The 13,104-nt window shown below is 71.4% G+C and carries 13 protein-coding genes; 9 read left to right on the forward strand and 4 right to left on the reverse strand.

The window, feature by feature from the left end; all coding sequences use genetic code 11:
- Positions 1 to 179: 179 nt before the first annotated feature.
- From ABFX54_RS10680 to ABFX54_RS10695, 4 genes are all read right to left on the reverse strand, one after another.
- Positions 180 to 1,130, reverse strand: coding sequence for an ARPP-1 family domain-containing protein (locus ABFX54_RS10680; RefSeq protein WP_346103696.1), 951 nt, complete (start codon positions 1,128 to 1,130; stop codon positions 180 to 182).
- Positions 1,127 to 2,488, reverse strand: coding sequence for a vWA domain-containing protein (locus ABFX54_RS10685; protein WP_346103698.1), 1,362 nt, complete (start codon positions 2,486 to 2,488; stop codon positions 1,127 to 1,129). The genes ABFX54_RS10680 and ABFX54_RS10685 overlap by 4 nt, the downstream gene beginning before the upstream one ends.
- A 90-nt stretch (positions 2,489 to 2,578) precedes the next feature.
- The gene (locus ABFX54_RS10690) at positions 2,579 to 3,004 is read right to left on the reverse strand and encodes an NADPH-dependent FMN reductase (protein WP_346103700.1); all 426 of its coding nucleotides are present in this window, start codon (positions 3,002 to 3,004) and stop codon (positions 2,579 to 2,581) included.
- Between the two features lie 232 nt (positions 3,005 to 3,236).
- Complete coding sequence (locus tag ABFX54_RS10695) at positions 3,237 to 3,386, reverse strand: hypothetical protein (RefSeq protein ID WP_346103702.1); 150 nt, start codon at positions 3,384 to 3,386, stop codon at positions 3,237 to 3,239.
- A gap of 267 nt (positions 3,387 to 3,653) precedes the next feature.
- Here ABFX54_RS10695 and ABFX54_RS10700 point away from each other — a divergent pair, with 267 nt between their 5' ends.
- The 9 genes from ABFX54_RS10700 (at position 3,654) to ABFX54_RS10740 (ending at position 13,071) form a co-directional block, all read left to right on the forward strand.
- The gene (locus tag ABFX54_RS10700; RefSeq protein ID WP_346103704.1) at positions 3,654 to 3,986 is read left to right on the forward strand and encodes a putative quinol monooxygenase; all 333 of its coding nucleotides are present in this window, start codon (positions 3,654 to 3,656) and stop codon (positions 3,984 to 3,986) included.
- A gap of 201 nt (positions 3,987 to 4,187) precedes the next feature.
- The gene (locus ABFX54_RS10705) at positions 4,188 to 5,444 is read left to right on the forward strand and encodes an ROK family protein (RefSeq protein ID WP_346103706.1); all 1,257 of its coding nucleotides are present in this window, start codon (positions 4,188 to 4,190) and stop codon (positions 5,442 to 5,444) included.
- Positions 5,441 to 6,250 (forward strand): ABC transporter permease, encoded by an 810-nt coding sequence (locus ABFX54_RS10710; protein WP_346103708.1) that lies wholly within the window; start codon positions 5,441 to 5,443, stop codon positions 6,248 to 6,250. Before ABFX54_RS10705 ends, ABFX54_RS10710 begins: the two co-directional genes overlap by 4 nt.
- The gene (locus ABFX54_RS10715) at positions 6,247 to 7,026 is read left to right on the forward strand and encodes an ABC transporter ATP-binding protein (protein ID WP_346103710.1); all 780 of its coding nucleotides are present in this window, start codon (positions 6,247 to 6,249) and stop codon (positions 7,024 to 7,026) included. Before ABFX54_RS10710 ends, ABFX54_RS10715 begins: the two co-directional genes overlap by 4 nt.
- A 30-nt stretch (positions 7,027 to 7,056) precedes the next feature.
- Complete coding sequence (locus ABFX54_RS10720) at positions 7,057 to 8,025, forward strand: aliphatic sulfonate ABC transporter substrate-binding protein (RefSeq protein ID WP_346103712.1); 969 nt, start codon at positions 7,057 to 7,059, stop codon at positions 8,023 to 8,025.
- The gene (locus ABFX54_RS10725; RefSeq protein WP_346103714.1) at positions 8,022 to 9,491 is read left to right on the forward strand and encodes a sulfatase family protein; all 1,470 of its coding nucleotides are present in this window, start codon (positions 8,022 to 8,024) and stop codon (positions 9,489 to 9,491) included. The genes ABFX54_RS10720 and ABFX54_RS10725 overlap by 4 nt, the downstream gene beginning before the upstream one ends.
- Positions 9,492 to 9,637: 146 nt before the next feature.
- Positions 9,638 to 10,594 carry a hypothetical protein gene (locus tag ABFX54_RS10730; RefSeq protein WP_346103715.1) on the forward strand — a complete coding sequence of 319 codons (957 nt, stop codon included), beginning with the start codon at positions 9,638 to 9,640 and terminating at the stop codon, positions 10,592 to 10,594.
- Positions 10,595 to 10,596: 2 nt separating this feature from the next.
- A complete protein-coding gene (locus ABFX54_RS10735; RefSeq protein ID WP_346103717.1) occupies positions 10,597 to 10,911 on the forward strand; it encodes a hypothetical protein in 315 nt (104 codons plus the stop codon).
- A 138-nt stretch (positions 10,912 to 11,049) separates the two neighbouring features.
- On the forward strand, positions 11,050 to 13,071 hold the full coding sequence (locus ABFX54_RS10740) for a glycosyl hydrolase family 28-related protein (RefSeq protein ID WP_346103719.1): 2,022 nt from the start codon (positions 11,050 to 11,052) through the stop codon (positions 13,069 to 13,071).
- Positions 13,072 to 13,104 lie beyond the last annotated feature (33 nt).

The following is a 13,104-nucleotide window of genomic DNA, read 5'->3' on the forward strand; positions in this document are numbered from 1 at the left end:
GTTGAAAAGTGCGGGACAGGTGTCCGGCGCCTCGGCGACACGAAGAGTCGTCCATGCGACCATCCCTTACGTGGAATGAGGGTTTTTGCCGCCGCGCCCGGAGCAGTTCCCGCACTGATCATTCAACGCCGCCCCCGCGAGCGTCGCAACCGGTTTTACGCTGTGGCGAAGGCACCGGTTCACGCTGTGGCGAAGACGGAGGCGTACACCGGCCGCCCGTGCTCGGTGACCACCTGCCCGGCCAGCCCGTCGGCGGTGAGCGTGGACAGCCGCAGGTCGAGATAGCGCTCCTCCTCGGCCATCCGCACGTCGCGGGCCGGCCCCGGCATCCAGGACGCCACCTCGGCCAGCCGCACCGCCCGGTCGCGCGCCAGCTCGGCGCGCAGCTCGGCCAGGCTCTCCGCCTCGTACGGCCGCGCCTCCTCCGGCTCGGGCTCGGCCCGCCAGGCCGCCACTCCGTACGCGAAGCACACCAGAGCCGTCCACACCTCGGCGAAGTAGGCGGAGTCGGGCGCCAGCTCCAGCCCCGCGAACCGGTCACCGACGAAGAACAGCGCGCCGAGCTGCCCCGGCATCAGCTCCAGCCGGCTCTGGAACTGCGTCAGCGTGGCCCGCCTGCGCGACAGGATCTGCTCCAGGTGGCCCCTTCCCGGCAGCCCGCACGCGCGGTTGAGCTCGCTGATCTCGTCCCACAGTTTCGCGTAGTCGTGCTGCCCGCGCTTCACCAGCGCACTGGCGCGCAGCTCGGCCGGCAGCACGAAGAACCACTGGTCGCGGCCCTCCAGGTAGCCGCCCTGGGCGGCCTGGACGCAGCAGGCGTCGTCGAAGCGCCTGGTCTGCCCGGCGCCCAGCAGCGCCGAGGCGCACAGGGCGTGGTTCTGGGCGGCGTCCTGGATGTAGCCGATGTGCAGCGGCACGATCGCCACGCCCTCGCGGGCGCCGTTCGACAGCTCCACCTGGCCGTAGCCGACGACCCGCTTGAGCTTCAGCCCGGAGCGGGGCGGCACGATGCCGGGACGGGCCGGCCCGTAGACCGGCACCATGGTCAGCGCGCCCGCGCGCTGCGGGGTACCCGCCCGGTAGCCGCCCAGGTCGAGCGGCTCGGGCAGGAGTGAGGCAAGGCTTGTCATGTCCTTCCTCCTTCCAGTCGGCCGAGCATCGTCGCGCGGAGCCATTCCACGCCGGGCGCGCAGTGGGCGAACATCCACGCCAGCAGCCCGGCGAAGTCGTCCTGGTGCCAGAACGCCTGCCCGGGCAGGCCGGGCGCGGGTTCGCGCAGGGTCAGGTCGTGCCCCCTGGTGAACGCCGCCAGGCAGCGCACCACGGGCGTGGTGACGCCGGCGCGGGGCAGCGTGGCCGCCACCCGCGCCAGGTCGCCCGGCAGGTGGTTCTCGTAGCCGTCGGTGACGATCACCACCAGGTCGGGGCCGGTGCCGAGCGCGTCGAGCAGCCCGCCGGCCAGGTCGGCCGAGCCCATCGGGGCCCGCTCGCTCCCGCCGGTCTCGACGACCGTGAACCGGTCGCAGATCTCGGCCAGCACCAGCCGCAGCGCGACGGCCTGCGACATGACGGCCCACTCGCGCTCGCCGTACCCGCGCATGGAGCCGGACGTGTCCAGCACCATGGCCACGCTCGCGTCCAGCCCGGGCAGCCCGCGCGTCGCCGCCGCCACGTAGCCGGCCAGGGCCGGGCGCAGCTCGGCGGCCGGTCCTCCCTGGTAGAGGTGGACCAGCGTGGCGGCGATGTCGCCCCGGTTGGTGGGGGTGACGATCGGCGGGTACTCCCTGACCGGGTCGAGCGGCGCGGGCGCCTCCTGCGGGGCCGGCACGCCGTACGTGCCGGGGGCGTAGAGCGCGCGCAGCCGCTTGGTCGCGAGCACGGGGTCGGCGGTGAAGCGCAGCAGGCTCCTGCGCAGGTACCGGCCGCCGTCGCCACCGGCCGTTTCCGTGTTTTCGGCGGTTCGGGCGGTTCGGGCGGTTCCGGCAGCTTCGGCGGTTTCGGTGGCTTCGGCGATCAGGCGGGCGCAGGCGCGGGCGGTCGTCTTCCCGAGCGCGTGCTCGAAGCAGTCGACCAGCGCGGGACGGCGCGCCTCGATCAGCGTGTCCGCCTCCGGGTGCTCCAGGACGAACGCGACGACGGCCCGGGTGACGTGCTTGTGGTTGGCGCGCAGCCGCCGCAGCGCCAGCAGGGCGGTGAGCGCGTACGCGGGCGGCAGGCCGAACATGAGCGCCCTGGTGACCTTGGCCAGCGTGGCGCGGGTCCGCTCGTCCAGGCCGTCCTGCGTGGCGGCCAGCGTCCGCAGCAGCACGCGGGCGCGCTGCCACGGGAGCGCACCGGGCACCAGCGCGAGCAGCGCGTACCCCTCCGGGTCGCTCAGCTGGGCAGTCCGGTGGAGCTCCGCGTCGTCCCAGACCGGCTCGCCGCTCCTGGACAGAACCAGCGGAACGTCATGCGTCCGGAAATGCTGGAGAAGAGTTGGGGTGTCCACGAAATTCGAGTTTAGAAATGAAGATCGGGAAAAGAAACCGATTTTTCACCACGCCATTTACGGCCACTTACTCGAATAACGCGCGGACGACTATGCGCCGCTCCGGGAAACGGCGGCCACGTTCCTGAGTGCGCTGATCGCCCGCACCTGGGGCGCGATCCGGTCGGCCCAGGCCGCCACAGTCTCTTCCAGCCGGGAAAAGTCCGATTCCAGGAACGCCAGGCCCGGCGTGGGCACGCTCGCGCCCAGCTCCACCAGCAGCGGGCGCAGGTGCACCTCCACCGCCAGGGCGTGCTTGGCGTCCCCCATGACCAGCAGCGGCAGCGCCGCCGTGCCCGCCAGCGCCTGCGGGGGCAGCCGGTCGAGGAACGACTTGAGCAGGCCGGTGTAGGTGCCCTTGTAGGTCGGGCTGGCCACCACGAGCACGCTCGCCTCCCGTACCAGCTCCAGCGCCACCTCGACGCCGGGGTGGGCGCCGGGGGCGAGCAGGTGGGGTCCGAGCGCCGACAGATCCACCACCTCGTACGGCCGTCCAGCGTGCGGATCCGCGGCCCCCCGCCCCCGCGGACCCGCCCGCCCGCCGCCCCGTTCCCGGATGCCCCGTTCCCGGACGCGCCGTTCCCGGACGCGCCGAGCGGCGAACCGGGCTTGTCCGTCGTGAGGCGCAGGGCGACGGCGCGGGCCGCCTCGGTGGCCGCGGTCAGGGTCCTGGAGCCTTCGCGGGGGTTGCCGACCAGGGCGACCACGGTCATCGGGGCGCCGCCTCCTCACTCTCCACGACAGCACTCTCCACGACGGCGGGGAACAGCTCCTCCGCCTCGTCGTCCGGCAGGTCGTACCAGTGGACGTCGCCCTCGCGCGCGTCCGGCGCCGCGTACCGGCGTGTCGTCTCAGCCATGGCAGGCCCCCACCTTCCGTTCCCTCGCGACGAAGGCGATGGTTGAGCCGGTGTGCCGCCGGACGCGGGCGAGGGTCTCCTGCAGCCTCTCGCGCGTCCGCGCGTCCAGCCCGGCGAACGATTCGTCCCATGACAGCACACCGGAGTCCTCATGCGTACGAAGCTACGAGTCCCGCGCGACAAAGTCAACATTTCCTACATGAGATATAGAGAATTATCCGTCGCTAGGCTCGTCCGGTAACGCCGCCGATCAAGGGAGCCGATTCGATGATCTTCATCACCGCGAAGTTCCGCGCCCTGCCCGAATACGCCGAGCGCTGGGCCGAGATCACCGCCGAGTTCACCGCCGCGACCCGCGCCGAGCCGGGCTGCCTGTGGTTCGACTGGTCGCGCAGCCTCGACGACCCGGCAGAATACGTGCTGGTGGAGGCGTTCAGGGACGGTGAGGCGGGGGCGGCGCACGTCCAGTCGGCGCACTTCAAGCAGGCCCAGCAGACGCTGCCGCGGCACCTCGCGGAGACGCCCCGCATCGTCAACACCACCCTCGACCAGGACGGCTGGTCCGAGCTGGGCGAGATGGCGGTCCCCGAGCGCGACTGATCCCACCGCACCCGAGCCCGAGCCCGGCCCACGCGCCGCTCGGGCTCGGAGCCTCACAGAGCTCCCGTTACGCGAACGTTACGATCGTCGCAAACCGCCCTAGATTCCCCGTCATCCCAGCTCACAGCGCCCACGCCCGAGATGTAAATGTTTTTTCCGGGTTATTGACGAAAAAGCTCGGGCGTCGGCAGACTCAGCGTCATGGCACAACCCCATGGCCCCTTGTCGCAACTCCGGCGCGGGCACGAAGAGCTCGTGCTCGGGCTGCTGCGCAAGCACGGCCCGCTCAGCCGGGGCGAGCTGGGCAAGCACTGCGGGCTGTCCCGCACGACCCTCTACGACATCCTCGCGGAGCTGGTCGCCGAGGGCGCCGTCGTCACCGCCACCTCGCAGGACGCGCCGCGCGGACGCGGCAGGCCGGCCGAGACGCTGACCCTCAACCCGGACGCCGGGCAGGCCATCGGCATCGACTTCGCCCGCCGCGGGCTGCACGTGGCGGCCGTCAACGTGGCCCACGAGATCGTCGGCTCGGCCAGCGAGCCGCACGACGCCGACCTGCCGTGGGAGGAGCGGGTCGCGCTGGCCGAGCGGCTGGTCGGCTCGCTCACCGGGGCCGGCTCGGGGGCGCTGCGGCTGGGCGCGCTCTCCGCGATCGGCGTCGGCGTGGTCGGCGCCCAGGTCGAGGACCGCCGGGAACAGCACGGCGAGCACGGCCAACAGGACGAGCAGGACGAGCCGGACCCCGCGCCGCATCCCGCGCAACTGCTGCTGCGCCGGCGGTTCGGTGTCCCCGTGCTGCTCGACAACAACACCCGGCTGGCCGCGCTGGGCGAGGCCATCTGGGGCGCGGCCGCGGGCGGCCAGGACGTGCTCTACCTGCGCCTGTCCCACGGCGTCGGCGGCGGGCTGGTGGTCGGCGGATCGCTGCACCGCGGCGCGTACGGGCTGTCCGGCGAGTTCGGCCACATCACGGTCGAGCCTGGCGGCGCCCGCTGCGACTGCGGCGGCACCGGCTGCCTGGAGACGGTCGCGTCGATCAGGGCCGTGCTGGACGCCTACCGCGGCGCCGGCGGCCGGGCCGCGGACATCCCCGAGCTGGTCAAGGCCGTCAGGGCGGGCGAGACGGCCGCGCTGACCCTGCTCAGCGGGGTCGGCGCCAGGATCGGCGAGGTGCTCGCCGCCGTCTGCAACGCCATCGGCCCCAGCGTGATCGTGATCGGCGGCGAGCTCACGGAGACCGGCCCCGCGCTGATCGGCCCGATAGAGCGGGCGCTGCACGACCACGTCATGCCGGTCTCCCGGCACCGCGTGAGCCTGCGCCGCGCCACGCTCGGCGAGGTGGCCGGCGCTCTCGGCGGCATCGCCCTCGTCCTGCACGAATCCCCCTTGCTCTCCCGCTATCCGGCCGGGCCCGACCTGGCGGAGGTCCCCTCCATGACGCAAACGAGGCACCCATGACCCAGCTGACCGCGCTGGGCAAGTCGTCGCCGGCCCCGGTCGCGCGGCGCGGCCCCAGACGCTCGCGTCGCGCCGTCGCGCTCAACCTGATCGCGGTCGTCATCGGCCTGGCCGTCTGGACGCTGCTGGCCGGCATCGGCGTGCAGGGCCTGCCGGGGCCGGTGGAGGTGGCGGGCAAGGCCGCCGAGCTGCTCTCGGACGGCACCCTCCCGCTCGACGCCCTGGCCAGCCTGCGCAGGGTGCTGCTCGGCTTCCTGCTCGGCACGCTGCTGGCGGTCCCGATCGGCTTCCTGATGGGCTGGTACGCCACCGCGCGCGGTCTGCTGGAGCCGTACGTGCAGTTCTTCCGCACCATCCCGCCGCTGGCGATCATCCCGCTGGCCATCGTGCTCATGGGCATCGGCGAGGTGCCGAAGGTCTTCGTGATCTTCCTGGCGTCGTTCCTGTCCAGCGTCGTGGCCACGTTCCAGGGCGTGGTGGACGTGGACAGGACGCTGATCAACGCCGCCAGGGTGCTCGGCGCGTCCGACCGCACGATCTTCCTCAAGGTCGTGGTGCCGGCCTCGACGCCGTTCATCCTGGTCGGGATGCGGGTCGGGCTCGGCTCGGCCTGGGGCACGCTGGTCGCCGCCGAGCTGATCGCGGCCCAGGAGGGCCTGGGCTTCCGGATGCAGCAGGCCCAGCTCTACTACGACCTGTCCACGATCTTCGTGGGCCTGATCGCCATCGGCGTGCTCGGCCTGCTGATGGACCGGCTGCTGCTGCTCGCCGAGCGCCGCCTCACCGACTGGCAGGAGCGACGATGAACGCCAAGATCTCGTTCAGGGACGTGGTCAAGACCTACCCGATGAAGGACGGCACCTTCACGGCCCTGGACCACGTGTCGCTGGACATCGCCGACCGCGAGTTCGTCACGGTCGTGGGCCCGTCGGGGTGCGGTAAGAGCACGCTGATGAGCATGGCAGCCGGGCTGGTCGAGCCCAGCGCGGGCGAGACGCTGGTGGACGGCAGGCCCGTCACCGGCCCCGGCCCGGACCGGGGGGTGATCTTCCAGCAGTACGCGTTGTTCCCATGGCTGACCGTGCGCAAGAACGTCGAGTTCGGGCTGAAGCTCATGGAGCTGCCGGCCGAGGAGCGCAGGCGGCGGGCCAAGCGGGCGATCGAGCTGGTCGGGCTGTCCGACTTCGCCGACGCGCTGCCGAAGACGCTGTCCGGCGGGATGAAGCAGCGCTGCGCCATCGCCCGCGCGTACGCGGTGAACCCGCAGGTGCTGCTCATGGACGAGCCGTTCGGCGCCCTGGACGCGCTCACCCGGGTGCAGCTGCAGGACCAGCTGCTCGACACCTGGAGCCAGGACCAGCGCACGGTCATGTTCATCACCCACGACGTGGACGAGGCCGTCTACCTGGCCAGCCGGGTGATCGTGATGGCGGCCAGGCCCGGCCGCATCCAGCGGATCATCGACGTGGACCTGCCCTACCCGAGGACCGAGGAGATGCGGCTCTCGCCCGAGTTCGGGCGGATCCGCAACGAGGTCTGGCACGCCGTCTACCACCAGGCACCCGCCGCGTCAGCGGCCTGAACGACCCCCCCGAGAAAGGACTGATCCGCCATGCGTTCTCTTCGCCGCGCTCTGACGGCCGCCACGGCGGTGAGCCTGTTGACACTGTCCGTGACCGCCTGCTCCGACGACGGCTCCACGGTCAGGTTCGGCTACATCAGCGACTACAACGGCGCGAGCCTGCTCGCCATCGCCGACAAGCAGGGCCTGTGGGACAAGCAGGGCCTCACCCCCGAGATCAAGGTCTTCACCAACGGGCCGCTGCAGATCCAGGCGCTCGGCGCCGGCGACCTCGACTTCGGCTACATCGGCCCGGGCGCGATGTGGCTGCCCGCCACCGGCAAGGCCAAGGTCGTCGCGATCAACACGCTCGCCTACGCCGACCGCGTCATCGGCCGGCCCGGCATCAAGTCGATCCAGGACCTGAAGGGCAAGAAAGTCGGCGTGCCCGAGGGCACGTCCGGCGACATGGTGCTCAACCTGGCGTTGCAGAAGGCCGGCATGACGGTCAAGGACATCCAGAAGGTGCCGATGGACCCGGCCACCGTGGTCTCGGCGTTCGCGGCCGGGCAGATCGACGGGGCGGGCATCTGGTATCCGCTGATCGACAACATCAAGCGGCAGGTGCCGGACATGGTGGAGCTGGCCGGCACCAAGGAGTGGCCCGACAGCTCGTTCCCGACCGCGTTCGTGGGCGGCACGAAGGTGGACGACGCGCTCACCAGCAAGGTGATCAAGGTGCTGCAGGAGGCGAACGACTGGCGCGCCGCGCATCCCGAGGAGGCGATCACCGAGTCGGCCGCGCTGCTCAAGCTCGACCCGGCCAAGGTCAAGGCCGACGCGGCGAACGTCCAGACGATGACGACCGAGGACCTGGTCGCCAAGACCAAGGACGGCACCGTCGCCAGGTGGCTGAACAGCCTGGGCGACTTCTTCGTCAGCACCGGCCAGCTCAAGTCGAGGCCCGACCCCGCGACGTACTACACCGGCGATCTCTACACGAAGGCCTTCACGAAGTGAACCTGCTGTTCCTGATGACCGACCAGCACCGGGTCGACACCCTCGGCTGCTACGGCAACCCGCACGTCGCCACGCCGAACCTGGACCGGCTGGCCGCCACCGGCACCCGCTTCGACCGGTTCTACACGCCGACGGCCATCTGCACGCCGGCGCGGGCCAGCCTGCTCACCGGGCAGGCGCCGTTCCGGCACCGGCTGCTGGCGAACTACGAGCGCAACGTCGGCTACCTGGAGGACCTGCGGGAGGACGCGTTCACCTTCCCCGAGGCGCTGAAGGAGCGCGGCTACCAACTCGGGCTGATCGGCAAGTGGCACGGGGGCACCACGCGCAACGCCGCCTCGTACGGCTTCGACGGCCCCGACCTGCCCGGCTGGCACAACCCGGTCGACCACCCCGACTACCTGGCCTATCTGGAGGAGCGGGGGCTGCCGCCGTACCGGATCTCGGACCTGATCCGGGGCACCACGCCCAACGGCAACCAGGGCAACCTGCTGGCGGCGCGGCTGCACCAGCCGGTGGAGGCCACGTTCGAGCACTACCTGGCGACCAGGGCGATCGAGCACCTGGAGCGGTACGCGGCCGACGGGCGGCCGTTCTTCCTGGCCACCCACTTCTTCGGGCCGCATCTGCCGTACCTGCTGCCGGACGAGTACTTCGACATGTACGACCCCGAGTTGGTGGAGCTGCCGCCGTCGATCGCGGAGACGTTCGAGGGCAAGCCTCCGGTGCAGCGGAACTACAGCGCGCACTGGACGTTCGACACGATCCCGATCGAGGTCAGCCGCAAGCTGATCGCGGTCTACTGGGGTTACGTCACGCTCATCGATCAGCAGATAGGCCGCATCCTCGACCGCATGGACGAGCTGGGGCTGACCGATCGGACGTCGGTGTTCTTCACCTCCGACCACGGCGAGTTCACCGGCGCGCACCGGCTGCACGACAAGGGGCCGGCGATGTACGAGGACATCTACCGCATCGCCGGCGTCGTCCGGATCCCGGGTGCGCCGCCGCAGGTCAGGGACGAGTTCGTGTCGCTCACCGACTGCACGGCGACGATCCTGGAGCTGGCCGGCTGCGACACGGGGCCGGCCGTGGACAGCCGCAGCCTGGTGCCGCTGGTGCGCGGCGAACGCCCCGAGTGGCCGGGCGAGCTGCTCGCCGAGTATCACGGCCACCACTTCCCGTACCCGCAGCGCATGATCAGGGACGACCGCTACAAGCTCGTCGTCAACCCGGAGTCGGTCAACGAGCTGTACGACCTGCACACCGACCCGCACGAGCTGAGCAACCGGTACACCCATCCCGAGCTGGCTCCGGTCCGGCGGCGCATGATGCGGCGGCTGTACGACCTGCTGCGGGAACGCGGGGACAACTTCTACCACTGGATGACCCCGATGTACGACATCGGTGCCCTCGACTACGACCCCACGCTGAGCTCGTTCGAGAAGGAGAGCGCATCGGGATGAGCACGGGCGTCCGGAGACGCGGCTCGGCGCGGTCCGCTCGGTGCGTGATCTGAGGGCGGCGATTCCCGTTCTGTGAAACGCGTGTCGTGCGGCGCCTCTGATGTGCTTGACTCCCGCCTGGCAAATAACCCCCTCTGGGAGGGTTCATGGGGGAGTTCGTAGGGATCGACCCCCGCTGGGCACAAGAGCTGATCCGCCGGATGGAGGCGGGAAAGGGGGTCCTGGGCCGGACGCGACCCGGGCTGGACGCCGCCATCGCCGAGGCGGGCCAGGACTGGGCCGGTCACCGGGGCACCACGGCCATGCGCCGCGCCTGGGAGTTCTACCACGAGTCCCAGCAGGACCTGAAGTGGCGCGTCGACACGTTGGAGCAGCTTGTGCCGGTGCGGGAAAGAGGCATGCTCACCGGCACGTTCCCGTTCGGCAGCGAGACCGAGGCGGTGCTGGCCGCGGAACGGACCGCGCGCGCCGTCCTCCAGGCCCTGGACCGACCGGAGACCGGGGCTGAAGCGAGCGGCGAGGAGGCGGGCGGCGTGGTCGATCGAGCCTTGGCCGGAGCCGAGGGCAGGACCGGTGATCCCGCCTACGCGGCGGCGCTGCTGGCGGCCATCGGACCGGACGCCTTCACCCGCCTGCTGTCGGGCCACGCCGCCCCGGACAGCGACGGGCGGGTGCTGGCTGAGGCGTTCGCGAGTGCGGAGCGGACCGGGCGACTTGGGGACGAATGGTATGAGCTGGTGGACAGTGCCCCTCCCGGTGTCCTGACGAACCTGGTCACCCTCGCGGGACAGTCGGGCGCGATGCTGAACCGGGTGGCGACGGGCCTGCTCGGCCGGCCGCCCGCCCCCGGCTGGAGCCCGCGTGCGCTGGTGCGGGCGTACGAGGGCGATCCGCTGGCGTTCCAGCAACTGCTGGCCGAGCACCAGGACGAGGCCCGCGTCCTGCTGGACGCCGCGGCCGGCGACCCCGGCTGCGCGGAGCCGCTGGCGAGCGCGGTGCACGAGGCGCTTAAACCGGGCGCCGGCGTGGACGGGCTGCGGGAGCGGGCCTGGCGCACCGTCGTCCGCGGGCTCGGCGCGGCGCTGGAGATCGAGGACCGCTGAGCATGCTCACCAAGCACCAACTGCTGCGCGACGCGGCCGAGAAGGAGTCGCTCGCGGCTGCCTTCACCCGCTACGCGCGCGGGCTGGCGGACGCCTTCGAGGGGATCCCGGCCGAGCCCGCCGACTGCGAGCCGTATTGGAAGGGGCCCGCGGCGCAGCGGTTCCTCACGCGGGCGCGCTCGCTCCGCCGTGAGCTGGGCGAGCTGGAGGACTCGTGCCTGGCCACCGCCGAGAACCTGCGCGACCGCGCGGGACGGTTGCGTGAGGAGGCGGCGCAGTTCCGTCCCTCGTCCGAGAACGATCCGTGGGGCTGGTAGTTCGACGCAATTTCCGCAAGCCGCTTACATCATGGACGCAAGAATTTGAGGCGTCGTCGAAAGTAGTTCACAGGGTCTTGTCGAGGGGTGTGCGAGCGGCCTACTGTCGCCTCACCCCCCGAGAGAAACGAGGACGCGATGCGTCGCACCCTCACCGCGGCCGCCGTCGCCGCCCTGACCCTGGGTCTCACCAGCCCCGTCGCGGCCGGCCCGATCGCCGCCGAGTCCGCCGCCGAGTCCGCCGCCGAGTCCGCAGCGCCTGCGCCCGTCGTCACCCGGGCGGGACTCGATCCCGCCCTGGTCGCGGGCCGGGGTGCCCGGGTGGCCTTCGCCGAGCAGGAGGCGGAGAACGCGGCGACGAACGGCACCGTCATCGGGCCGGGCCGCGACGCGTACACGCTGCCCGCCGAGGCGTCGGGGCGCAGGGCGGTCCGGCTGGAGCCGGGCCGGCACGTGGAGTTCACCCTGCCGGCCAGGGCGAACGCGATCACCGTGCGCTACAGCATCCCCGACGCGCCCGGCGGAGGCGGCATCACCGCGCCGCTCGACGTCACGGTCAACGGCCGCGACCGCACCACGATGACGCTCACGTCGCAGTACGCCTGGCTCTACAACCAGTACCCGTTCTCCAACGATCCCGGCGCCGGCCTGCTGCATCCCGACTGGTGGATCACCGAGTGCTCGTGCGTGCCCGCCGCCACCACCCCGCCGCCCGTGATCCCCAAGCCGTTCCGGCCCAGCCACTTCTACGACGAGCAGCGGCTGCTGCTGAAGCGTGCGTACCGGGCGGGCGACAAGGTGCGGCTGACCGCCCCGGCCGGGAGCGCGGCCGCGTGGACGGTCATCGACCTGCTCGACTCCGAGCTCGTCGGCCCGCCCCGGGTCGAGCTGCTCGCGGCCAACATGCTGGCCTTCGGCGCCGACCCCACGGGCCGGCGGGACGCGGCCGGGGCGTTCGACCGGGCCATCGCCTTCGCCAAGCGCAAGCGGCTGAAGGTGTACGTGCCGCCGGGGACCTACCAGATCAACCGGCACATCATCGTCGACGACGTGACCATCACCGGCGCGGGCAGCTGGTACACGATCATCAAGGGCCGCGAGACCGCCCTGCCCGGCCCGGCCCCCGACGGCTCCACGCACACCGGCGTCGGTTTCTACGGCCGGGACGCCGCCGACGGCGGCAGCCGGAACGTGCACCTGTCGGGGTTCGCGATCGAGGGCGACGTGCGCGAGCGCATCGACACCGACCAGGTCAACGGCATCGGCGGCGCGATGAGCGACTCCACGATCGACGGCCTGCACCTGCGCCACACCAAGGTCGGCATGTGGTTCGACGGCCCGATGAGCAACGTGCGGATCACGAACAACGTCATCGTCGACCAGATCGCCGACGCGATCAACTTCCACACCGGCGTGACGAACTCGCTCGTGGCGGACAACTTCCTCCGCAACACCGGTGACGACGCCCTGGCCATGTGGTCGGAGAAGATCCAGAACACCGGCAACACGTTCGCCCGCAACACCGTGCAGAGCCCCGTGCTGGCCAACGGCATCGCCGTCTACGGCGGCGGCGACAACACGATCTCCGGCAACCTGATCGCCGACCCGGTCAGGGAGGGCAGCGCCCTCCAGGTGGGCTCCCGCTTCGGCGCGGAGCCGTTCACCGGCCGGCTCGACATCACCGGCAACACGACGGTCAGGTCCGGCACCTACGAGCTCAACTGGAACATCGGCCTGGGCGCCATCTGGTTCTACGCGCTGGAGCGGGACATCGCCGCCGACGTCCGGGTGACCGGCAACGACTTCCTCGACAACACCTACAACGCGATCATGCTGGTCAGCGAGTGGTCGGTGAAGGATCTGTACGCGATCACGAACGTGCGCTTCAAGGACATCCGGGTGGACGGCACCGGGACCTCCGTGGTCAGCGCCCGGGTGAAGGGGTCGGCCTCGTTCGAGAACGTCGACGCGCGCAACGTCGGGGCGGTCGGGGTGAACAACTGCGGCTCGTTCGGCTTCCCCGCCACCGGGTCGGAGTTCGCGCTGACGGATCGGGGCGGGAACGACGGGGGCTGGCTGGCGCCCTGGCTGCTGCCGAACACCATCACCTGCGACGACCGCCCGCCGGTGGCCCCGCCCCCGGCCCCGTCACCCTGGTGAGAGGCCACGTTCCCGTCACCGGAGGCGGGAGCC

Source organism: Nonomuraea maheshkhaliensis, from assembly GCF_039529435.1.
GTDB classification, from domain to species: domain Bacteria; phylum Actinomycetota; class Actinomycetes; order Streptosporangiales; family Streptosporangiaceae; genus Nonomuraea; species Nonomuraea maheshkhaliensis.